This window comes from Methylocaldum sp. RMAD-M (assembly GCF_017832375.1).
Classification (GTDB): domain Bacteria; phylum Pseudomonadota; class Gammaproteobacteria; order Methylococcales; family Methylococcaceae; genus Methylocaldum.
In genome coordinates this window covers 1-23,178 of record NZ_JAFIBZ010000041.1, presented here as the reverse complement: position 1 = coordinate 23,178, position 23,178 = coordinate 1, and the positions used below count along the sequence as shown (strand labels likewise).

The 23,178-nt window shown below is 57.2% G+C and carries 15 protein-coding genes and 2 pseudogenes; 1 reads left to right on the top strand and 16 read right to left on the bottom strand.

The window, feature by feature from the left end; all coding sequences use genetic code 11:
- Positions 1-395 precede the first annotated feature (395 nt).
- A pseudogene (locus tag JOD69_RS22700) lies at positions 396-2,056 on the top strand (IS1634 family transposase).
- 671 nt (positions 2,057-2,727) lie between these two features.
- Here JOD69_RS22700 and JOD69_RS22695 read toward each other — a convergent pair.
- The 16 genes and pseudogenes from JOD69_RS22695 to JOD69_RS22620 form a co-directional block, all read right to left on the bottom strand.
- Positions 2,728-3,915: a glycosyltransferase family 4 protein gene (locus JOD69_RS22695; RefSeq protein ID WP_168183728.1), complete on the bottom strand. Its 1,188-nt coding sequence runs from the start codon at positions 3,913-3,915 to the stop codon at positions 2,728-2,730.
- Positions 3,912-5,306: an O-antigen ligase family protein gene (locus JOD69_RS22690; protein WP_168183727.1), complete on the bottom strand. Its 1,395-nt coding sequence runs from the start codon at positions 5,304-5,306 to the stop codon at positions 3,912-3,914. Before JOD69_RS22690 ends, JOD69_RS22695 begins: the two co-directional genes overlap by 4 nt.
- 5 nt (positions 5,307-5,311) lie before the next feature.
- Entirely contained in the window at positions 5,312-6,127 is an 816-nt protein-coding gene (locus tag JOD69_RS22685; protein WP_086133234.1) for a glycosyltransferase family 2 protein, read from the bottom strand.
- Positions 6,124-6,891 carry a class I SAM-dependent methyltransferase gene (locus JOD69_RS22680; RefSeq protein ID WP_139840993.1) on the bottom strand — a complete coding sequence of 256 codons (768 nt, stop codon included), beginning with the start codon at positions 6,889-6,891 and terminating at the stop codon, positions 6,124-6,126. Before JOD69_RS22680 ends, JOD69_RS22685 begins: the two co-directional genes overlap by 4 nt.
- A gap of 47 nt (positions 6,892-6,938) precedes the next feature.
- Positions 6,939-7,904 (bottom strand): class I SAM-dependent methyltransferase, encoded by a 966-nt coding sequence (locus tag JOD69_RS22675; RefSeq protein ID WP_086133232.1) that lies wholly within the window; start codon positions 7,902-7,904, stop codon positions 6,939-6,941.
- Positions 7,867-8,964 (bottom strand): glycosyltransferase, encoded by a 1,098-nt coding sequence (locus JOD69_RS22670; RefSeq protein WP_210024320.1) that lies wholly within the window; start codon positions 8,962-8,964, stop codon positions 7,867-7,869. The genes JOD69_RS22675 and JOD69_RS22670 overlap by 38 nt, the downstream gene beginning before the upstream one ends.
- A 93-nt stretch (positions 8,965-9,057) precedes the next feature.
- A complete protein-coding gene (locus JOD69_RS22665; RefSeq protein WP_086133230.1) occupies positions 9,058-10,197 on the bottom strand; it encodes a glycosyltransferase family 4 protein in 1,140 nt (379 codons plus the stop codon).
- A 963-nt stretch (positions 10,198-11,160) separates the two neighbouring features.
- Positions 11,161-12,288, bottom strand: coding sequence for a glycosyltransferase family 4 protein (locus JOD69_RS22660; RefSeq protein WP_086133229.1), 1,128 nt, complete (start codon positions 12,286-12,288; stop codon positions 11,161-11,163).
- 115 nt (positions 12,289-12,403) lie between these two features.
- Positions 12,404-13,654 carry a glycosyltransferase family 4 protein gene (locus JOD69_RS22655; RefSeq protein ID WP_086133228.1) on the bottom strand — a complete coding sequence of 417 codons (1,251 nt, stop codon included), beginning with the start codon at positions 13,652-13,654 and terminating at the stop codon, positions 12,404-12,406.
- Positions 13,655-13,717: 63 nt separating this feature from the next.
- A pseudogene (locus JOD69_RS22650) lies at positions 13,718-14,290 on the bottom strand (IS1595 family transposase); the annotation flags it as partial.
- 77 nt (positions 14,291-14,367) lie between these two features.
- Positions 14,368-16,308, bottom strand: a complete 1,941-nt coding sequence (gene asnB, locus JOD69_RS22645; RefSeq protein WP_086133227.1) for an asparagine synthase (glutamine-hydrolyzing) — start codon at positions 16,306-16,308, stop codon at positions 14,368-14,370.
- A gap of 25 nt (positions 16,309-16,333) precedes the next feature.
- Entirely contained in the window at positions 16,334-17,062 is a 729-nt protein-coding gene (locus JOD69_RS22640; protein WP_086133226.1) for a class I SAM-dependent methyltransferase, read from the bottom strand.
- A gap of 85 nt (positions 17,063-17,147) precedes the next feature.
- Positions 17,148-18,221 (bottom strand): glycosyltransferase family 2 protein, encoded by a 1,074-nt coding sequence (locus JOD69_RS22635; RefSeq protein WP_168183724.1) that lies wholly within the window; start codon positions 18,219-18,221, stop codon positions 17,148-17,150.
- Positions 18,222-18,258: 37 nt separating this feature from the next.
- Entirely contained in the window at positions 18,259-19,350 is a 1,092-nt protein-coding gene (locus JOD69_RS22630; RefSeq protein WP_168183723.1) for a class I SAM-dependent methyltransferase, read from the bottom strand.
- A gap of 5 nt (positions 19,351-19,355) precedes the next feature.
- On the bottom strand, positions 19,356-20,822 hold the full coding sequence (locus JOD69_RS22625; protein WP_086133224.1) for an oligosaccharide flippase family protein: 1,467 nt from the start codon (positions 20,820-20,822) through the stop codon (positions 19,356-19,358).
- Between the two features lies 1 nt (position 20,823).
- A complete protein-coding gene (locus JOD69_RS22620) occupies positions 20,824-22,143 on the bottom strand; it encodes an MraY family glycosyltransferase (RefSeq protein ID WP_168183722.1) in 1,320 nt (439 codons plus the stop codon).
- Positions 22,144-23,178 lie beyond the last annotated feature (1,035 nt).

Below are 23,178 nucleotides of genomic sequence, written 5' to 3'. Positions count from 1 at the left end.
CCCCTTGTTTTTAAAGAGGTATTTGAAATGAGGCGGGATTCGTTTCTGTAAATCTCGTGAACCACCCGGTCCGGCCCCCAAACCCGCTTTTCAGGCATCAGCGCTTGCCGAACCCGGACCGGGATGCGTGGAAACGATGGTACGTCGTTGATCTTGCGGGCCTTTGCCATGACGGCGACGCCACTGCCGGCGGGCTCGCCCGCTGTAAAGTTTTCCGACACCGCGGCCCTTTTCCGACGTGGTGTACCCAAGTTCCGCAGTTCACTAGCCGGATTTGTGGGGTAGCGCCCTTGGGCGCTTTGGAAGATCAATCGCTTAGCGTCACTCCGGTAGCGATTTTTTGCGCATCTCTGTAGTGTCACGCCGACCTACAAATTAACTTTGATTTAACCCCGATGCGTGTTAGCGTAGGCACATGTATACACGTATCACCCGATCTGGCGGTCGCAGCTATCTGCAACTCGTCGAGTCCTTCCGCACGGAAACGGGCTCAGTGCGACAGCGGGTGATTGCCAATCTTGGGCGCCTGGACAAACTCGAAGCCAAGGACCTCGATCCGCTGATCAACGGCCTGAACCGCGCGCTGGGTCGTGCGGAAAATCCGGCGGTGCCGGTGGAATACGAAATGGCACGGGCTTTTGGCGATGTGTACGCCCTGCATGAGCTGTGGCAAAGCCTCGGATTCGGGCAAGCCGTCAAACGGGCGCTGCGCTCCTCGCGGCGCAGCTTTGACGCCGGGGCGCTGGTTCGGGCAATGGTGTTCAACCGGTTGTGCGCGCCGGACTCCAAACTCGGCTGCCTGCAATGGCTGGAGACGGTGACGATTCCGGGCATGCCCGAATCGGTCACCCATGACCAGTTGCTGCGGACCCTGGATGCCCTGATGGACCGGGCCGAGGCGGTGGAAGCCTGTATCGCCAAGCAGTTGCGACCGATGCTCGACCAGCAGTTGTCGGTGGTGTTCTACGATCTGACGACGGTTCGCATTCATGGGGAGGGACGTGTTCCTGGAGACGTGCGTGCCTTTGGCCTGAACAAGGAGACGGGCGGCATCGCCCGCCAGTTTGTCCTCGGCGTGGTGCAAAGCGCTGACGGGTTGCCGCTGATGCACACGGTACACGCCGGCAACATGGCCGAAACCAAGACGCTCAAGGCCATGGTGGACCCAGTGCTGGCGCGCTTTGCGGTGGAACGGGTGATTTTGGTGGCCGACCGGGGCCTGTTGAGCCTGGATAATGTGACTGAGCTGACCCGGCTGGCGGAAGCCACAGGCCGCACGCTCGAATTTATCCTGGCCGTGCCGGCTCGGCGTTATGCCGAGCTGGGCGGCACCCTGGAAAACATGTCCTTCGATGACGGCCTGGCCGAAAGCCGCTTTGCAGGCCAGCGTCTGGTCGTCGCCCACGATCCGGTGCGCGCCGCCGAGCAATCGGCCAAGCGGCGAGAGCGCATTCAGACGCTCCTCGCTTTTGCCGAAACGTTGGTCAAAAAGCTCGATGCCCAGGACGAAGAGCTCAGCGAGCGGGGCCGTCGCGCCACCGATCGCGGGGCCTACAGCCGCTTTCAGCGAGCCGTGGCGGAAGCGGAGCTGATCCGCTTCATCCAAGCCGATTACCACGCCGACCGCTTTAGTTACAGCCTCGACGAAGAAGCCATCGACCGGGCCGAGCGTTGCGACGGCAAGCTCGTGCTGCTGACCAGCATCGAGGATTTCACGGCCGATGAGATCGTGGCGCGCTACAAGAACCTTGCCGATATCGAGCGGGGATTCCGCGTACTCAAAAGCGACCTGGAAATTGCGCCGGTCTACCACCGCCTGCCGGATCGTATCCGCGCCCATGCGCTCATCTGTTTTCTCGCCCTGGTGCTCTACCGGGTCATGCGGATGCGCCTGAAGGCGCACGGCTGTACCGTGAGTCCGAAGACCGCGCTCGAACGCCTGCGTCGTATTCAACAGCACCGTACCACCATCGGAGGCCATACCTATACCGGCATCACCAAAACCACCCAGGACCAACTCGACTTGTTCGCCGCGCTGGACATCCCCAAGCCCTGAAACCGGCGTGTAGTGTCATTTTTAGTTGTCTCGCCATCGACAAATCAATCAGTTACGCGACTAACTGCGGAACTTGGGGGTGTAAGATTCGAGGCCGTTGCGGGTCGGCAACTCCTTGCCGACAACACCGTCGGAAAGAGATCCTCGATCTACAATTCGGGGGATGGAGGGCGTTGCAATCCAGCGTCGTTTCTCGGTTGAACGGCGGCGGCGCGGTTGACAGGCTGCGAGACAACCGCCGCGCTTCGGGCGAGCCGAACGGAACGGAAACGGTTTTTCGCGAGGGGAAGTGGTCTTTCAGCCCAGCTGTCGAACCGGTGACAGGCCGCCGCCCGTATCAGGGCCGGCCCAGCACCCGAAGCAGGTCGGCGAGAGATTGTCGACCTACGAATATACCCGCGACCGTTGGCCGGAGACCTGCCGCAGGCGCGGTTTGGCGCGTCGGCGGCCGGCGGAGCGGCGCGACGGTGCAAAGCAGAAAGTGGGAGCGTTTTTCACCGCCGTTGTGCGGCGAGAATGGGTCATTTACTTGCTAGATCGCCTGCAAGCAGATTCGAATCGAACGTGACCGTCTGAACCGCCGGCGACGAGCGGTGACCGTTGAAGACGGGCGATCCGGATGCCGCCGTCGCGGAAATCTTCCGGGTTCTCCGAAATCATGGAAGTCGCGGTCATCCATGCCCCACCTCCCGGCGTTTCGCCATTGCCAGGCAAAGTTCGAGAATCTTGCGGTGCTGAGTCGCGCGATCATAATGGGCCTCCACCCGCGCGCGGCCCGCCTGCCCCATTTTCCGTCTCAAGCCCGCATCGCCCGCCAGCAGCCGAATGCAGCGCAGGAGATCCTCCGCGGAATCGCCTTCGAACAACAAACCCGTTACGCCGTCCACCACGACCTCGGGAATGCCGCCGGCTCGGGCGCCGATCACCGGCAATCCGGCCGCCATCGCCTCGACAGTAACTTGCCCCATGCCCTCATGCCGCGACGGCACCAGCAGTAGGTCGAGCGACTTCATGATGGCGGGCACGTCCGTCCGTTGCCCCAGGAAATGCACCCGCGGGTGGTCGCGCAGCGGCAGCGAGGCCTGGTACGCGGCGTCCTCGGCACTGCCCGTCGTCTCGCCCACGATGAACAGCCGCAGTTCCGGATGCGTGGCCAGTGCTCGCTCGAATACCGCCAGCACGCGGTCCTGACCCTTGCGTTCAGTGATCGAGCCGACTATGCCGAGTCGCACATCGCCGGGAGCGCCGGGCAAACGCCCGCGATCCGCCTTCACGGTATCGAACCGGGAAAGGTCTACGCCATTCGGCACCACCCGGATGCGGTCGGCCCAATACCGCCGCTGCCAGGCAGGATACTTGACGGTCACGGCCTTCGAGATGACCGGATTGGCCCGGACCAGCGGCAACTGCAACCAATCGAGCCAGCCGTGCGGCTTGTCAAGCTTGTCCCACAGCGCTACCGGCAAACCCAATGAACGAGCCGCCAGTCCTACGGTCAACAGCCCCCGCATGTCGTTGCAATACACCCCGGCGAGTTCTGCGCCGCGCAGTCGGCGCCGGATGTTCCACAGGTAGCCGACCCACTGGGCGTAAAGTCGCAACCGGCTCAAGCCGCGGTTCCGGTACACCGCGCCGCCATATCGACCGAGCATCTCGGGATAAGCGTACATCTCGAAGTCCAAGCCACGTCGGCGCATCTCTTCGGCAAAGGTCCCCTCGCCGGTCACAGCCACGATCGGCCGGATGCCGAGCTCAGGACAGCGTTCCAGCAGAGAACACAGCGTACGCTGCTGGCCGGCCATTACATGCGGGTAGCTCTCCACGAACAGCCAGCGCGTCGCGGCGGACGCGCTCGTCACGGTACACCTCGCATTGTCAATGGAGAAGTTCCCGGAGGTCGTGCCGCGGTCGCGAATGCCGGGCGCCGAACCTCGACCCGTTGCAGTCGCGGCACCGCCATGAGCAGTCCGGCGATGATCCATACATTGCGCTGCCGCAGCCCGAACATGGTCGCGTTATAGATCAGCAGGGTACCCATGCCGATGACCAGGCTGAGCACCATCAGGCGCCAGAAAGGATCGCGGCAACGTTGGCCGGACGACCAGCCCACCAGGAGTACATGGCCGAGCCAGGAAATGAATAGCAGCAGCCCTGGCAAGCCGGCCTCCACCAGTATGCTGGCATAAGTGTTGTGTATCTCGGACACGCCCTCTCGCGCACCGAACATTTTGGGGCCGGCGCCCAGCACTAAATAGTCCTTGTAGTTTTCCGAAACGGCCTCCAACTGTCCCTCGCGCGTTGCATCGAGCACCCTGTGTCCCTGTGTCCATTCGTAAAGCGTCACTACCGGACGCTGCCAGGGGGGTGTTCGTACGAGACTATAGTGTCCGTCATACATTGCCAGCGCCAGGGACACGTAGAAAAACGCAATCCCGGTCAGCATGAGGGCTATCGTTCCGAGCAAGGGACGATTGAAGGCACCGGCCGGCGCTTCCCGTACGCCCAAGAGGTACACGCACGGGAACGTCAGCACGATCATACCCAGAGCCGTGCGGCTACCAGTGCCGATGGAGGTCGCCAGCATGCCGACAACCAGCACCGTGACCAGCAAGGTGCGCAGGAAGTCCTGACGACGCCGTACCGCCAAAAAGATGGCGGCCACCAGCACCGGCAGTAGGAAGGACGGCACCTGGTTTTCGTTGCGCAAAGTGGAGGAAATACGGTGGGTGGTATCCTCGTACGCCCAACTCGGAGCCCCGCCGATCAGCGCCCAGACGCCGACGAAGCTCGCCAGCGCCGCGCCGGCTAGCCAGGCGTAAAGACAGCCGTACCACTTTTCGCGATCGTCCACCAACATCAGTACCGTACAAAAGATCAGAAAGCCGTACAAAAAGTTGGCGGTTTCCACCAGGCTACCGAAAAAGTAGCCCGGAGATAAGAGGTTGTTGATCCAAAACGACAAGTAAATCCAACCGATGAAGGCGCCGCAGATCGACACCGATATTTGTTGCGGACGAACCAGCCGCACGCGGGCGCGCCGCCAGCGATTCGAACCCACCAGCAGCGCCGCCCAGGTCAGCAGCATCAGCAACTCGGTGGCGGCGAACTTCTCCCGAACCACTGGGAGATACGGCGTTTTCAAAACCGAGGTTGCGAAGATGGCAAGATAGAGACCCCGCACCTGGTGGCGGGCAATCCACTGGAACAACGGCAGCAACAGAACCGCCGCGATGATCAGCAGAACCGCCATGGCCGCTACTCGTAGGACTCGATCAAGCCCTGTCCGCTGCGTACGCGGCGCTTGAAGACGTTGGGCAACCAGGGATAGATCAAACGTGCTGCGGGATAAACATAGTAATGCGGCGGCAGCCGAAATGCGCTAACGGCCCGAGCGCACAGCAGCGCCAGCCGCCGGTTCTGCCGGGCCGTGCCGAAACGGCTTTGAAAATAGCTCTCGTTGCGGACGTAACGCTTTACCAGCGGATCCGGAACATTGGCGACCTTGTGCCGCGCCGCCACGCGCAGAAAGAACTCGAAATCGATCAGGAAAGATTGGTCCGGATCATAATTGAGGCCTTCATCGAGCAGCGAACGCCGGAACATCACCGCACTGTGGCAATACGGAATGCACTTTGCCGCCATCCGCCGGATATCGACATCGTCCAGCGGATAGATCCGCGAGAATACCTCGTTGCGCTGGCTATCTTCACGATCTTCGGCGCAGCCCACCCAGGCATGATGGGGATGCGCATCGAGAAAAGCCGCCTGTCGCTCCAGCCGCTGCGGATAGGCGGTGTCGTCCGCATCCAGGTTGGCCAGGTAGCATCCTCGGGCTTGGGTGCAAGCATAGGCCAGGGCGGCTGCACGCCCCATTCTGGTACGCCGGATCAGGCGCAAGCGGGAATCGTGAATATTCGCAACTGCTTTCGCCGTGCCGTCATCGGAGCCGTCATCCACCACCAACACCTCGATATTCCTCAAGGTTTGGCTCAGCAAGCTGCGCACGGCGCGGCCGACCAGTTCTGCTTCGTTGTACACGGTGATGAAAACACTAACCTTCGGTTCGCTCATGAGGACGCTCCCTGTGTGAAATCTGACTGGGCGCCTAGAAACCGGCAGCCCACGATGATCGAAGACGACAGCAACGGAAAAAACCGCGGCAGCCAGCGGACTTCCAATGGCTCCAGAATGCCCGAGAACAAAGACCCTAACCGCCCGGACATCGGATTGATGGTCACCCGATCGGGGTATTCCGAAGTGACGGCGTATCCGCAGTGCGCCAGCAAGGCGCCGAATTCGGCTCTACCCCAGCCGTAAAGGTGCGCGGGATGATCGGGAGTGCGCGAGCCGGCTAAGGCACGGGTCATGCGGATTCCCCGGAGCAGATTGGGAACGGCAAAGACGTACCTTTTGGCCCGGAGGACGGCCATACGCCTGAGGGCTTCGGCCGGGGCGTCCTGATGCTCCAGCACATGGGAGCAAACCACGACGTCGAACGTGCCGGGATCGAACAAGCCCGGCAGGTCCTCAACCGTGCCCTGCAGACACCGGCCATAGGCGGAAGCGGCCTCGACACACGCGGGTTCCACATCCACCCCGACGGCCTCATACCCCCGATCGTTCAGAAGCGCCAGCAATTCACCTCGCCCGCATCCGACATCCAGCACTTTGAGCCGCCCGGTCCCGCTCTCGCCTACCGTTGCATCGGCCAAGGCCCGATACAAACCACGCCGCAACAGGCTTTCCTTTTCTCCCAATTCGAGACTGATGTGCTCCGGCATTTGCTCAGACTCCCGATACATCTCCTGAAGAAAACCAATTGATACGGCACACACGACTTCGAAGCCGTGCCGCGACGAGAGCAGGGAAAAGCATTTCTCGGTCAACAGGAATTAGCAGGCTTTTGGGCCGTTACGACCAACTCCCAATCTCCGCGGTCGGTCCAAGCTACTCCTCGCCGAACAGGATCGGGAAAGCCCGCACGCTTGAATGCCAGCATTAAAGAATCATGATTGAACAGGACTAAATGACGTGGAGGGTCAAGACCGATCCACTTGGAACCAGCGTCAGAATGCGCTGCGCTGTTCAAGTTTGGGGTGCCGATCCACAGCATGCCGCCAGGTTTCAGAATACGCCGAATCTCGCCCAGCGCGGCGAGCGGGTCATGCAGGTGCTCGATCACGTGGTTCATAGTAACGACGTCGAAAGAGTCGTTCTCGAACGGCATGCGGTAGAGGCTGCCTTCAAAGGCGTCTACCCCTAGTTTCTTGGCATTCTCGACCGCAGCTGAATCCACATCGATACCCGTTACGTGCCGGCCGATCAATTTCGCAATCTGGAGGAAATAACCGTTTCCACACCCCACATCCAATACTTTCGAGTCCTTATCGCCTGGTTGAAGATGACGCACGAATCGATCGAACGTCGATCGAATTGGCAGCCCGAAATAAAGTGTTCTGAATAACCACTTTGGTAGCTTAGGGTTTTCCGATAGCGAAACCCCGTATCGGGAATGGAGATAGCTGTTCTTTAGTATCGCAGACAAGCTTTTCCGTATTGTCGTTGCTCGCGGCAGTACGGTCGGTTGTCGGTCTCCATGAGTGTAGTAACTCGAATAGGCCGATCCGATCGTTTCAGGAGTCGGCCTTGGGTCAAGATAGGCCGTTCCGCATGAAGTACACTCGTATAATGTCCATTTTCCCGGAGCACAGAAGAAGAGCGTATCTTCCATTTCTTCGTAAAGGACGCTACGTTCCCTATCCTGGCAAATCGGACAAACGTTGACATACTCCAGTCCATCGCTGGGCCATTCACCCAACGCGGCAGCTTTTGCTTCGTTTATCGACATTTCCACTCCATCTCTGACGAGACCCGAACAAAGTGCACACTAGATCTTTTGCGAAGGCTCGTGCGCCGAGCCCGTAACCAAGTCGGCCAGTTGGATAAGCATTCATCAATATCAACTGAATCAACGCCGATACCCGACCGCCAAAGTCTCTGTCATAAATATCGGCGCGCAGCCGTAGGAGCCGTCCTACTTTCTCGTAATACCACTTACCCTTGGCAGCTTGCTCCCGTTGCGAAAAGCTTTCATCGCCCGCCAAATGCTGGAGAAACTCCACATAGCCTTTTACGTTCTCGGCATGTCCTCTGTACCACGCCGACCCTGTCCTGAAAGCGGTTCTTACACTAGCTCCAAAACCGGTATCCATGCCCGAGCCACTAAGTGTGTTGTGGTGACGCCGGTGAAGGACCAGGGCGTCGGGAATGTAAATGACGTTTCCAAAAGTGCGAGCCAACAAATCAATCCAGGCATCATTAGCTACCCTGTCACAAACCTCGAAGTTTTTCGCCGAGCAGCAAGCCCGCTCATGCACTTCCCGAATCAACCAGACTTTGAATACGCTCGCGTGGCCGGAAATCTGCATAAAGGAAATACATGGACCTGTAAAAGGCTCCCGAGCCGTTAGTTTGCCGACTTTCGGCCATCGTGCGTTGCCTTTGACCCGGAGGTTTTCATCGACGATACGCGACACATGGACAATCTGATTTGAATCCGGCCACTCAGCGATTGTGTCAACGATTTTTTCGATTTTTTTATCCACCCAATAATCGTCTTGATCGGAGTAGGCAATCCAGTCGCCCCGACACAAAGTAGCCGCTTTCAAAAAATTCTTATAGGGCCCGAGCCGCTGTTCGTTGCGATATATTCTGACCTCAAAGGGCGAAGTCTTCGAGAACTCGGTAAGAATCTCAAGTGTTCCGTCCGTGGAATCGTCGTCGCAAACGACGAGTTCGAAAGGCAGCAGCGTTTGCTTAGCGAAACTATCAAGCTGTTCCGGTAAGTATCGGCTACCGTTGAAGGTAGCCATGGCAATGGATACTTTTGCGTCGTTCTGATTCGGCACGGTAATTTTCCTTATATATCGGAAAAACGTAGTAAGGTTGCGAACGTCTATTCCTGTGACGCCAATAATAGAACTGGGGCAAATACTGTACGCCTAGCCTTTCTGCACCGGTTTCTGTCGAAGTAGGTCGGCGTACAACTCGACGTAGGCCGTCGACATGCGCTCTAGGGAATAACGCCTCTCGATATCAGGCCTTTCGGGTACGGTATAAATCTCCGGCCCGGCTTGCCTGTCCAGAACGCTGATCAACTCGCGCGCAAGAGCTTCTGCATTGCCTGGCGGAAACCACGAGACCGCGCCGCTCCCGCCATCGGCGACCTCCCGAAATACCGGAATATCGCTGGCCACGACCGGTGTCCCGCACAGCATTGCCTCGACGAGTACCAGCCCGAATCCTTCCTGGGTGCTGGGCACTACCACGGCCTGCGCCGTCGCCATCTCGCGCAGAGTGTCTTCCCGAGACAGCCAGCCTGCGAAACGCACGTGATCCAGCAAGCGCAAGTTGCGAACGAGTCTCCGCAGCCACGATTTGTCCGGTCCCGTGCCGACCAATGTCAAATGAGCCTGCGGATGCACGGCGATCACCTGCTGTAGGGCGCGTATCAAAGTCTCCTGCCCCTTTAACCGTACCATCCGCGCGACGCAGACCAATTTGCCGGGCGTTCTCCGATCCGCCGCGGAGCTCACCTCCCGGATCACTCCCACGTCCACGCCGTTCGGAATGACCCGTTGCCGCGTTTTCCCGATGTCGTTCAGCAAACCTTGACGGCCAAAAGACTTTGCGGCCGTCTGAGACACGTACACCACCGCGTCGGCGCAACGCTCCGTCAGACGCAAGCCCCATCGGTAGTGCGGATACATGGACCCGTACAGCTCGTGCTGAGTGGATACCACTGCCGGCACATTCTCATGTACCGAGATCCAACGGGCTGCAATGCCCGGCACGCAGAAATTGGTATGCACCACATCCGGCCTGATCCGGCGCAGAAGATCCCGGAACGCCCGTCCGAATACCTGGTGCTGGGTGTACAAATCCCACAGAAACTGCTTCCGTGGCACCGGAATCACTGCCCGTTCTACGCCGTCGGGTACCGATTGGATATACGACGAGCGTCCATCGTCGAATAGGCAAAACACCGGCTGGTGCCCCTCTCGCAGCAGACGTTTCGCAATCGCGGCCATCAGGCCCCAGATCGACTGCGCCCCGGCACGATCGACGAATATCACGCGCATGTGGGTTTATCTTCAAAAACGGAAGATTTACGCAGAATCGTGAAGTTACGGGCGCGTGCCAAAAACGGAGATTGGGGTATGGCCGCTTTCATCCCTAGCTTGAAGAGTTTCCTTCTCGACCCTCCGTAGCGGCCGGACCTGGATTCAGAGGGCGCCGGCAGGCCATTGATTGGGCAGGCCTGCGCCGATATTGGCCACCAATAGTGTTTTCCCAAAACTCGCAACGTCTATCTCCTTATATAGCGGGATGAGGCCGAACGCCGGTTCCAACTCAGAGCGCTTTCTTACACATCCTCTCAACCTTACCAAAATTGAAACAATCTTCGTGCCATGATCTAACTGTTTGTTTTTAAAGATATGCTCGAAGTTCGATCAGTTCGTTTCTGTAAGTGTTATGAAACATCCGGAGCTCCTTATCCGTTCGCGGAACCCCATCTCCAAGTCCGGTTAACAACCAAGCCTTGCCACATCGATTGTAAGGTATTGATCTATGGAGTGATTCGCATGAATAACACTCCACGACCGCCAGGCCCACGAAACGTAAAATTTTTCGACGTCGTGACGGCGTCGCCATTTCCGAATCCGCCGTCGGTTCTCCAGGCCGGCGAGTGCGCCCCGCCCTTCAGATATTTCCGCGCAATTTGGGCCGTAAAGGGGCTATATAACTTGTTTTGTTAACGAAAACCCGAAACTGAACGAAACGGGCCGTAGCTGAACTGGCACGATGTCCGATCGGATGAATCGAGCCCGAATACTGCCCCACCCCGCCCAAACGCGGATGGGTTGGGTCTCTGGCGATGAAGCCTACAGCCACGATTCCCTTTCTTACCGAGGCGCTCGCGAGAAGTGCGCGCCCTATCGTCTGGGCTGGCGGGAAGCGGAGTGAAGATTTTTCATCGAGATCGACAGGGGGTTCGGCGGATGATGGCAGGCGAGACGACCGAGATTTTACTCTTGGTCTTTTTATGAACCGGCCTCGTCTATCTGCCCGGACTGCCGCACTCCTTCCAACAAGACAGGAAGCCGATGCCGGACACCATAGATGCTCGGATATTGGGCCAAGGTGTTCTCCTCGCTGAAAGCCTTCCGCACGAACTCCCGGCCTCGCTCGCCCATGATCCGTGATGCCTCCCGCTCCCGGCGATGCCACGCGAGGACTTCCGCCAAAACCTGCACGTTTCCGACCGGAAACCGATGGCCGGTAACGCCATGCTCGATGTAATCCAGGGATGCGCCGTAATCGGCCGCGATGGTGGGAATCCCCAAGGCCATGGCTTCGATCGCGGCGATCCCGAAACCCTCGAAGCGCGACGGCAGCACGAACACGTCTGCCTCCGCCAGTCGTCCCGGAAGCTCGATCCGATTCAGCGCTCCGGGAAGATCGACCGCAGACCCAATGCCCAGTCGCCGGACCAGGGCGTGGAGCGCAGGGCGCTCCTGCCCCTCTCCGTAAATCACCAAGCGGCTTGCGCCCCCCGCTCGTGCTCGGAACGCGGCAAATGCCTCGATGAGCGTGGGCCAGTCCTTTTCCCGAGACAAACGCCCTACGCCACAGACGGTAAATGCCCTGTCGGCCCCTGTTCGGGGACTCATAACCGTTGCCGATCGCAAGTCGGCGGCCAGCGGCGACGGGACGACCCAAAACCGGTCCCGGTCCTCCCGAGCACCGATGGACGCAAGCACATCGTGCGAGACCCCGACTATCGCGTGACTCGCCCGGATCGCCGCGCGCCAAGCCAAGCGATAACGCCAATGCCAGGGGTAAAGGGGCATGTGCAAGGTTGTGACCACACGAGCCGATCCAGCGGACCGAGCGACCAAGGCAGCCGGCAATAGGCTGCTGTAAAGGTGAGTGTGAACGACATCGGGCCGAAAGGAACGTATCGCGCGTCGCAGACTAGCCCAGCCTTGACCACGGTCTTCTCCGAATCGCCATGTCTGGCTCGCCCAACCAGGCAACTTAGCGCCTTTCTGAAACTTACCAGGGTTCAGCAGACACAAGCCCAGCTCCACCGGGGCGTTGCGCCGCAACCAGTGGGCCAAGCTGGACACATAGGCCTCCGTGCCGCCTTGGGCCCACCCCTCGAGCATGAACAATACTCTGGCTGAATCTGTGCTTATTGCCACACGCCTTCCAAATGAATAGCCTTTGCCGATGCCGCAGTTACGTCTTGCGATGCCTGAAAATACGGATCACCCGGGCACACTAGCCATACTTTGTTTCAATGCGCGCTCGCCAGCGTTCCAGAACGGCGCGAGCCTGGTCTTTCCAATACCGTGGGATCGGTCTCAACAGCAGTCGGCGGCAAACATTGCCCTTCAGATTGGGCTCACGAAATTCGTGCCACGGCCGGACAACACGCGCAGCTGGGCGAGCGGCAAGCGTTTCCGAGAAAACGTCCGCCCACTTCCGCCCAAACTGATCTATCCCGAAGCGCCGCTGGACATCTTGTCGTGCCGCCGTAGCCATACGCCGCCTGGAATCCGGCTCCCGAAAGAGTTTTAGACAAGCAGCCGCGAAAGCACTTTCATCGTTGATCGGACAAAGAATTCCCGTTTTGCCTTGCTGCACGATCCAGTCGGTTACTCCGGCCACTCTCGAAACGACCGGCACCACCTCCGCGGCCATCGCTTCGATCAGCGACGATGGGAAGCCTTCGGCGGGAGACGTCTTCACCAATATATCCGCCTGCATCAGGAACTCCGGCACTTCGTCGCTCGGTACGGCACCCAACAGCCGTACGCGCCCGTCATCGATCCACGGGAGGAGTTTGCACCGGAGAGCCTCAAAATCGGGGCCATTGCCGATTACGGTGAGCTGATAGGGGATATTTACCTCGCCGAGGCGGCGAAGAATGCCGGGAAGCATAAAAACACGCTTCTGCCGCTCATCGATTCGGTCCAGTACGACCAGACGAAGCACGGATGCTTGGTAGTGGGCATCGGTGCGGCTGGTAAAGCGCTGTGCATCGACCGCGTTCGGCACATGGCGGATCAGTTCTTCGGGCACGCGATACATTCGGATCAAATCTCTGCGTTGACGCGGCGACGTAACAACGACTCGGTCTATCCTCGGCAGGTGTACCGTCGCGTACCGGTAGCCAATCGGCGTGATTTCGATGCAACGCGTTACGACAGCCGTTTCGGGGGGCAGATGAGGCAGAGCGGCCATGGCGATTTTCGACGACATGGGCATCACAATATCAATGCCTTCCCGTTCGACCCATGAGGTAAATGCGCGTACCGCGCGCTTCACGTCCAATCCATCGACCGGGATCGTCGTGTGCTCCCGGCTAGGTGGAGCGCTCTCGGAGCCATACCAGTTTTGCTCCTCACCAGCGACCTGTACTGAACGCACATCCCAGCCATACTCCACGACGGCGTCCCTCAGCCGCCGATAAACGCTATAGATACCCCCGTAATGGGGAACAGCACAGAAAGCGACCTTAGCTGTCATACACAGATCCTTCTATATCCTCTATTTATATCCAAGCACGAAATGGAATACCCGATATCTGACTCAATGCAGATCCAATACACGCCGGATCTTTGCATGAAGTCGAGGCTTAGCGAACACCGCCGCGCGAGCCAGTCGCGGAAGCAGGGTTTTGAAATCGAACCGCCGATTGAATCGGTATTGGAACTCGGCCAGATACCGCTTGGCGTATTTCTCGACTTTGAACGCGTGATAGGTACCCGCAATGGCTGTCTTCAGATTGCTCAGCATCGTATTCACCCAATGAAATTCGGGATGTTGCGCCGACTGCCGCCCAGAGCCCAGGATCAGGCGATGATGGCACGCGACGACCTGGCTCAGACTCCGAAGCCCACTCAGGCGATCAGTGAGCGCGTAGGTCGACGGCGCCAGGGCACGTTGGGCCCAATCCTTGGTGGCCTTCTGCGTGAACGGCAGGGGATCAACGCGCAGGAACAAGGGACGCCCATCGTCCGCGGTTTGCCCCGCCATGACGAAGGCCAGCTTGTTTTCGGAGCCAAGCCCGCGTTTACCCGGCCGCTCGCCGCCCAAATAGGCATCGTTGATCTCGACCCGCCCGGCCCTCTGCCGATCCGCCTCCCGCTCCGCCATCACCTGGAAAGTATGAGAAAACTCTTTCGAGCTTGCGAAAGGGAATTCTTTCTAATGTTCGAGATTCTCACATACCTGTATCCTTATACCACCGGCATGCGTCGCCGCTCGAATGTACATCCACTGGCTTGAACTGGACGTGGACGGCTATTGCACCAAGCTCGAAGTAGCAGAATGCGCCACAATAACTCCGCGTCACCCATGCTTCGCTGCCCATTTACCCACCGAAGCCACAAGTTATCTGCCGCTCCGGAATCAAGTAATTCATCTCTGTGACTCGCCATATTTTTTGCCCAGTCCGCAAGTGGCCCGGCGAGCCAAGCGTGAATCGGCGCAGCGAATCCCCGTTTTGGTCCTTCTACGAGATGTGACGGAAGGTAATCTCCCAAAAGAGTCCGAAGTAGCCTCTTGCTAGGCCCACCGCGCGGATAGCGGAACTCCTGAGATAGCTGCAGCGCCGCCTCGATCAGGCGGTGATCGAGTAAGGGTTCGCGTGCCTCCAAGCCCACGGCCATGGTAGCGCGATCAACTTTGGCCAAAATGTCATCGGGAAGATACCGCGAAAAATCGCGACGGTTGATACTGGCAATGTTCACTTGCTCAGACTCAACTCGACTGAATGCCGTAGCTCGCAGATCACAACGCACTTCCGGACGCAATAGATGGGCATAGGGTAGAGCACCGATCGCCCAGTCATAGAAACTCTCAGCATCATTCAGAGATTCGAGAAACCTGAACCCTCTGGACAGGCGTACGCTTGCGCCGTGTGAGGAATTGCGCCCAAACCACCTTATCAGGGCGCGCATTTCTCGCGGCGCAGCCCAGCGCAGCCAACCATAACGCTTCAAAGCACCGCTGGCTCCGTAACGGTCATACCCCAGAAACCCCTCATCTCCGCCATCCCCGGATAGGCTCACGGTGACATGGCGACGCGCTAGACTGCTTACCAAATAAGTGGGAATCAAAGAGGAATCCGCCAACGGCTCGTCGATGATCTCCGGCAACTTTTCGGCTACACTCCGCAACTCCTCAGCAGAGGGAACCCAGGTGGTGTGCTCAGTTTCCAGCCTTCGAGCGATTTCCTCCGCGCGTCCAGATTCATCCGGCCAGCCAGGTTCAGAAAAGCCGATCGTGAAAGTCCGTACAACTCCCGATCCGACAGTCCGCATTATCGCGACCACCAACGAGGAATCCACGCCGCCTGATAGAAACGCCCCCAGTGGCACGTCCGAGATCAGACGCAAACGGATACTCTCAGTTAAATATGATCGAAACTCATCGATAACCGCTGAAAAATCTTTTCGATAAGACGGTTGTACTGTTTCAGACAACGCCCAATATCGCCACACCGAGAACACATTTGGCTGGCCATTCTTGTCTTTTTGAACACGCAGACATGTACCAGGCTGTAGCTTCCAAATGTCCTGATAAATAGAACGCGGAGCCGCGATATACCCATATTTTAGATACTCATTCAGAGCGATGGAGTTCACATCTGATGTAAATTCTATAGCCTCAAACGCCCTTAATTCTGAACCGAAGACAAACCCATATTCCGGATGTAGACCGTAATATAGTGGTTTTACACCGAACCGGTCGCGCACCAGATAAAGCATTTTTTCGCAGGGAAACCAGGCCGCAAAAGCGAACATACCCACGAAACGCGGTAGCGACTTTTCAATACCCCAGTTAGCTATCGCTGCAGCAATCGTTTCCGTGTCACTGGTACTTGAAAAACGCACCCCTTCTTTCTCAAGTTCCTCACGCAACTCTCGGTGATTGTATACCTCTCCATTGTACGTCACGATTACGCGGCCATCGGGAGATGCCATTGGTTGTTTGCCGCGCTCAGAAAGATCGATGACCGCCAATCTCCGATGCCCCAAGACCAGACGCTCGTTACAGTCTTCCCAAATGCCTTCGCCGTCTGGCCCCCGATGAGCCAACGCAGAGTTCATGCGTTCAACCGCAATCTTCGTGAGTTCAGGCGAACGCGAGTTCCAGATACCAGCGATACCACACATCTAATCAGTGAACCTCAATCGCTATTTAATTATTCGGCCGTCTTGCTACCGCAACCAAGTGCGGAAAGCGATTTTCTCGCCGCAGTAATCGCCGCATTTTCCTTAAACCACGAATTAGAGGATTACCAAGCAGATCCGACCAATTCAGTGCACGAATCTCTTCTACGCAGAAACCTGAATCACTGAGCTGTGCCTCCAAACTTTCCTTATTGAAACTAGCTTGATGCTGTACGCGATGAAAAACGCATCCGCAGGCTGGACAAGCAACCTTTCCACGAACCAAGTCCTCATCATAGGGAACGCTGACCAGTAGCTTTCCACAAGGTTTCAAAACTCTAAAAATTTCCGAAAGTGCTTGCATTCGCGCAGAATTATCTAGGTGCTCAAGTACTTCCAATAAGAATACTGCATCGGCAAATTGATCCTCACATGGTAAGCGGGTCACATCTCCTTGTCTTACATCAACAAGGTTCCTTTGCCCGCCCAGTCGTTGCTTGACCATGTTCACAGACTCCTCAGACCCCTCTACCGCAACTACTGTGGCGTGCCTGGCTAAGAGCTTCTCCGAAAAATACCCTGGTCCACATCCACAATCCAAAACGACGCCATTTAACGGAACACGTCCAGTAGCATATTTAAGGACTGCGTCGCCAAACATGGCGCCAAAATATACTTGGCTCGCCTCAGGCTTGGATCCTTCATAATTCCAGAATTTCTTTATTTTTGTTTCGTCCCAGATTATCTCGTAGTACATTCCAGTACCTCACACTTCAACGTTTAAATGAACTCGGCTCAACATGAAAGTGAGCGCAGCGACGCCTTTCACCATCAAAACCCCGTCAGCTACCTAATAGCTTGAACCACATGAGCTTAGCATTATGCAAACTTAGAAATCCTATCTTTGACAAACTGTTATTTAGGATAAGCAAATAAAAAATATCTTTAAAAAGGGCATGTAAACCAAGTCCGCCAAATCGTGGAGGCCGATACGCACCCTTTCTGGCAGTGTATGCGACTCGTCCGAGTCTTTTTAGTGAGTTGCCTAACTCATATAACTTTGACCGTTCTCTCAAATAGTATGCATGCCTCCGATAGAGATCCGCCGCAATGGCAAACTTCCTATCATTGAGGTTTCTTTGTTGGCTCAACATTTCCAGGTAGCGCGCGATATTAGTCGCTGTCTCAGCGATAAGACAATATTCTCTGCTTCTGATTTTATTGCTTTGCCGCACTCTCTCGATCATGCTTAATCTAACGGGACCGCTGACTGTCCATTGGTGTCGTCTATAGAGCATCAAAGACTGGCCTATATACCCGATGTTTCCAAGTACATTTGCAACAATATAAACCCACCAATCGTGTGTCAGCTTATCGGCATTTTCTCCACTATAAGCCGGTCGCCTCTCTCTATCGGCCAGACTCAGAAGCGCCGTTTGAAAAACCATGCAACAGCCGGGAAATATTTTCATGGGATGGCTCGCGAGAGCCTCTTGAACGCAGTCCTTCTTGATATCGGGTAGCCGATGGCCCGTGGGTGAAAGATCGGCGTCGACTAAATCGGCCGAATGCACAATCAGCAATACGTCCGGTGCCATTTTCCTAGAAATAACCTCCAGCTTGTTTTCTTTCCAGATATCATCCTGGTCGCAGAAGGCAACCCAGTCTCCCTCGCATAGGCTCGCCGCCTTGAGGAAGTTATCGCCGTAGCCGATGGTTCGTTCGTTGCGGTATATTCGAACCTCAAAGGGCGCGGTTTTTGCGAAAGATACCAATATTTCCAGAGTACGGTCCGTAGAGCCGTCGTCCGTTACCACCAACTCATGTGGCAGTTGGGTTTGGCGGGCCAGACTGTCGAGCTGCTCGCGAATGAACCGTTCGCCGTTATAAGTGGCCATGGCGATGGAGATGGGCATAAATACCTCTCGTCGATAAGGATGTGTTGTCATTCCTTTACATGGGCGTTTTCGTGGCGATCACCCCTAATTCCTCACCCCAGTCCGGGCGGAAAGTCGCCCCCAACTCCAAACCTAAGGCGCGCAATCGATCGACCAGAGCCAGCTTGGAAGCGCTTTCCCATGGAGCCGCACCACATTCGATGTTTCGGCTAGCGGTCGTAATCCATGCTGCCGATCCCGACCCGCCATGCGCCGCAACTGGGTTGAATCCGCTCCTTCGGCATACCGATACCAGCGATCTCAAATTGAAGAGCACCAAATGCCGAGGGGGTTCAAGTCCCCTCCAATGACGCGTAAAGCGCCTATGTAACGGACTCTCAAGGTTGGGAGTGCAAGCATAGAGCTTGCCGCCCGGCGCGAGGATACGGTACACCTCCTGTAGCGAGCGAATCGGGTCATGGAGATGTTCGATAACGTGGCTGAGAATAACCGCATCGAAATAGTCGCTTGGCAGGTGGGTGTCCGGCAAATGCCCCTCCTGCACCTGGAGTCCCGCCGAGCGGGCCGCCGCCGCGGCTGATGGATCGGGCTCCAAACCATGCACTTCCCACCCCATGCGTGAAGCCAGCCGCAGGAAAGTGCCATTGCCGCAACCCACGTCTAGTAGCCGTGCTCCAGGGTAAGGTGCTGCAAAGTTGCGCAGCCACCGGTCGATGCCAGTGCGCCGGATCGAAAACCAGGGAGCAGCCAAGCGCCACAGAGGAGAGGCGGGCTGCAGCGTCAGGTTGTAGCGATGATTCAAATAGCCATTCCTGAGACGGTCCTTCAACCCGGCAAGGCCATTTTTCGGCTTAACGGCAGCCTTCGTCTGTGGAGATTCATGAGTGAAATAATGCCGATAGGCGAGTGCGATCGTATCGGGGGTGGGGCGCGGATCCAGATAGGCCGAACGGCAACCTAGGCAACGATGCAGCGTCCACTCGCCCGGCGCGCAGAAAAACACCCGGTCGGTCAGCCTTTCGTACAGGGTTTCGCGCCGCGTCTCGCCACAGACCGGGCAAGCCTGCACCGACTCCAGCCCATCCTTCGGCCAGCGTTGCTCCAGTGCATCCATTTCTTCGTGGTGATTCATGATCGTGCAAGCCATCAGTGTCATACCTGCTGCATTTGTGTTTTACGACGTTGGAAGCGATGCATTGGGAGCAGATGCTTCATGCTTGTGGGCGCCATCCGCCAGGACCAGAGTGCGATGAACAATAGCAATACTGCTGCACTCGTCCAGCGGCTCGCATTTCCGGGCTGTAAAAGAAACACCGTACTTGCCGCCAACGTTATCCAAACGCCCGATTTCAGGATCGGACGAAGCTCATCCCATGTCGACTTGGCGGCCGCGAATAGCATTAAGGCGTCCACTGCCGCACGCACCGACCAGGCGAGCGCGGCGCCCATCGCTTCCCAGAGCACTAAACTGCCGTATAACAAGCCCAAATACGGGAGAAGCTGTAGGAGATAAAGCTTTGTGACCAGGTCCGGACGGCCTCTTGCCTGGAGCAGGAACCACGGGACCTGAGCAAACGCATTGACCCAAATTCCAAGGAGCAATATTTCACCCGAGCGAGCCGCCCGAGCGGCGAAGTCCGGATCGATCCAGAGTGCGAGAAACGGCTCCATGCCGAATAGGCCCGCCGCGATGAGCGGCGTCATGACCGCCGCGATCGCGCGTAACGCCTGCCTCTTGAGTTGGGTCTGTTGAGCATCGGACTCCGCCGCGAAGCGCGGAAAGACCGCGCTCATCAAGCTTAAGGGGATCGTATTGAGTCGAATCGCCAGACTATAGGGCACGGTGTATAGGGTGACGGCTTTGGCCCCGGAAATCGCCGCGATGACGCCCCGCTCTATCCCTGCGAGCAAAGAGCCGATCGCCGCATTGAGGGCGATCCATCCCCCGTAACTGAATAGCGGCCGCATCCATGCGGTTTTGATACTTGGTCTACGCCCCAGTGGAACGTGGTGCCGGCATCGCCGTAGCAGCATCAGGGTCGTGACGAGACGCGCCATGAGTACCGCCGGGATTAACCAGACCAGTTCGGGATTTCCCAGCCAAGCCACCGTCAATGGCAAGATTTGTCCAAGAAAGATTCCGACGACCGCTGTCGAGTTCAGCGCGACAAATCGTTCCCTCCCCGCCAAAGCACCGCTCAGAGGTGAAGAGACAAAGCTGATGGGCAGGCATGCCGCGAGCCATGGCAGGGCCGACAGCGTTTCGGCGCGCAGCGATCCGCCGCTTGGAATAAAATGGGTCAGCAACAATTGACCCACGAGCCAGAACACGAGTCCAGCGAGCAAGCCGAGGCCGCCGCTGAGCAGCAAGGCTGTCCATAACAAACTTTCCCTTTCCTCGTCCGAAGCGTTCCGCAGGGATGCCATCCGCTGTGCCGTGGCCTGACCCAGTCCCAGATCAAATAGCCCGAAGTAACCGAGCAGCATCCAACAGATTGTTAGCACCCCATAACGCTCCTCACCAATCAACCGGAGGTACGGCGGCACCGTCAGCAAGGTTACGACGATGGGTGCAAGCCGCCCGACGAGATTGAGCAGTGTGTTGCGGCGAACGCTCATGTTAAATATCCCGATTTACTACCGCTGAAAGAGGCTCTTCCACTTCCCGTCTCATCGGCAAGGGGCAGAGCCTTTTTCGATCCATTTCCTGTTCCACTCCCGCCACTTCATCTTTGGGCTTGGGATAGCGCTCATGAAAGGGTCTGAGTTTGGGCCAAGCCGCCTTACCGCCTTCCTTAGGGACGTAGTCATTCGGGTTTGAGGGTAAGGCTGTCGGCCTCGGTTGCAGACCTCCGTCGTTCCCTCTGGTCTCGGGGCGGTGTAACTGATTGCCGAGCGCGCGGGCCTGTTCCCCGTGAGGCGCGGGCGTGAAAACCCAGAAGCAGGCGGCCATGACCAGAAAGCCATAGGTCAAGACGGGCTCCGGCACTCCGAAATGGGGGGCCAGCACACCGATTCCGCCAAGCACGCTACTAACAGCGACCACTAGCCAGGATGTCTGGCCGGGAGAGAGCCCCAAGTCCAGCAGGATATGGTGGAAATGGTCGCGACCGGCTTCGAAGGGACTTTGCCGATTGTAGAGCCGCCTGATCGTTACCCGTAGCGTGTCGATGACCGGCAGACCCAAAATCCATAATACGGAAGCCGACGGCAAGGCCCTGTTCGGGCCTTGGGTCAGCACAATGGCGAACCAGGCCAGCCCCACCCCCAACAGCATACTGCCGGAATCGCCCAAGAAAGCCGCTGCCCTCGGGTTCAAGGGATGCCGCGCATTGATGAACATGAAGCCGACGACCGCGGCCAGCAGGATCGGCAAATGCGGAGGAATTATGGTGCCGGCGATGCGGGCCGCGATGAACAGCCAGAGCATGGCCGCCGCCGCGAGACCTGCTGCCAAACCGTCCACCCCGTCGGCCATGTTGAAGGCATTGATGAGTCCGACGACGCAGAGAACGGTGAACGGTATCGCCAGGATTCCCAGATGCAAGATGCCAAATCCGAACAGATCGCCGAGATCGTCCACCACCTGCCCGCCCCACAGCACCATCATCAAAGCGACCAAAGTTTGGGCAACGAGCCGAATACGCGGAGACAACTGACGGAGATCGTCGATCAGACCGACCATCAGCACCAAGCCCATGGCAACTATCAGCACCTCCGAACGCCACAGCAGATAACAGACAATCAGGCTGATGAAGATCGCCGGGCCGCCCGTGAGAGGTATGGAACCTTCATGGCGCTTGCGGCTCGTCGGGCAGTCGATCAGTTTCACTTGCACTGCCGGCTTACGTAGTAGATAGAGAAACAGGGCGGTGAAAGCCATACCGCCAAGCCCGTACAGAATCAATCCACCAGTCAAGCCTGAACTTGCGAGTTGCATACATCCTCCGTGTCGGTTGCCGTCCAAAAAAGAACCGCCATCCGATCCCGTAATAACGATCCGATGCGATTTGTCGTGAGTTAAGAAAATCATGGTCGGACCGAGGTCCAACGCGGTATTCCACAATCCCTTTGCAAAGGTGTGGATTTACTCCCAACGCCTTGCACCGTCCTTGCGGCGAGCTTCGTGCCGACCGTGTCGACGATGACTAGCACATTTTCAAAACGTCACTGCAGCGCTTTTGAAACTAAACAATTGTTGTGCCAGGTTCTAAACAATTGTTTTTTCGCGAACTCTTTAAAACTGTTTGATTTTTTCCGTAAATGTTATGAGCCATTCAGATCACCCGCACCAATCCCGTCAAGGACCGGAACTTAAATATAAAATCTTATCTTTTTGATATATAAAGCTTTAATGGTAAACGACGCCCCGCCAGCCAGCCCGCCACGTGTAAAATTTTCTGACACCACGACGGCGCGACATTTTTTCGTCCTGCCCGTGGAGGCGTCGATGGTATTCCGGAAAACGTTGCGCGCAACCAGCCGGCAACTGCCCAAACTCAAAGTGGCAGCGGTGCTATTGCCTGAGCGAGTGCTGTTGGCGAGTCGGCTGGCTTGCTTCGCCAAAATGGGTTCGGCGACATCCGAGCCGCTGATTCATTGATCCGTGACATTTGTCGCATCACAGCTTGCATATACGCGGAAAGAATAAATGAGTTATTAACCCGGCCTATAAATATAGGCCGGGTTAATCCGGGGCAGGGATCCCCCGGCGCGGCGACAAGCCGCGTGAGCCCAGGCCCGGCGTGTACCGGGCCTGGGCGGCGGCCCGAAATACCAGGAGGGTATTTACGGGCCTGATTAATATTATTAACCAGGCCCTTAAATAGCTGCAGCGTAGCGAGCTTTGGGGTGGTGGAAATAAGATCGCACACGTTCGGCCTAGTAGTTCATCACGATGAATGAGATGGATAAAGCCGCTTGAGTTTTTCACGGGCATCGGTCACGGAGAAGCGCCAGTCGATGGTGGCTTGCG